At 55.0% G+C, this 309-nt stretch carries 2 tRNA genes; both read right to left on the reverse strand.

The window, feature by feature from the left end:
* Positions 1-73 precede the first annotated feature (73 nt).
* Positions 74-149: transfer RNA gene (locus AC1DEF_RS29435), tRNA-Phe, on the reverse strand.
* Between the two features lie 15 nt (positions 150-164).
* Positions 165-240: transfer RNA gene (locus AC1DEF_RS29440), tRNA-Asp, on the reverse strand.
* Positions 241-309: the final 69 nt, after the last annotated feature.

A 309-nucleotide genomic window follows, 5' to 3' on the forward strand; every position in this document is an offset into this window, starting at 1 on the left:
GGGAATCGAACCCACGAATGCCGGAACCACAATCCGGTGCGTTAACCACTTCGCCACAATCGCCGTCTTAAAATGGTGGCTCGGGACGGAATCGAACCGCCGACACAAGGATTTTCAGTCCTTTGCTCTACCAACTGAGCTACCGAGCCTTATTAAATTTAAAATGGCGGTCCCGACGGGAATCGAACCCGCGATCTCCTGCGTGACAGGCAGGCATGTTAACCGCTACACCACGGGACCACTTTGGTTGCGGGGACAGGATTTGAACCTGCGACCTTCGGGTTATGAGCCCGACGAGCTACCGAACTG

Source organism: Priestia sp. 10L35 (assembly GCF_056395685.1).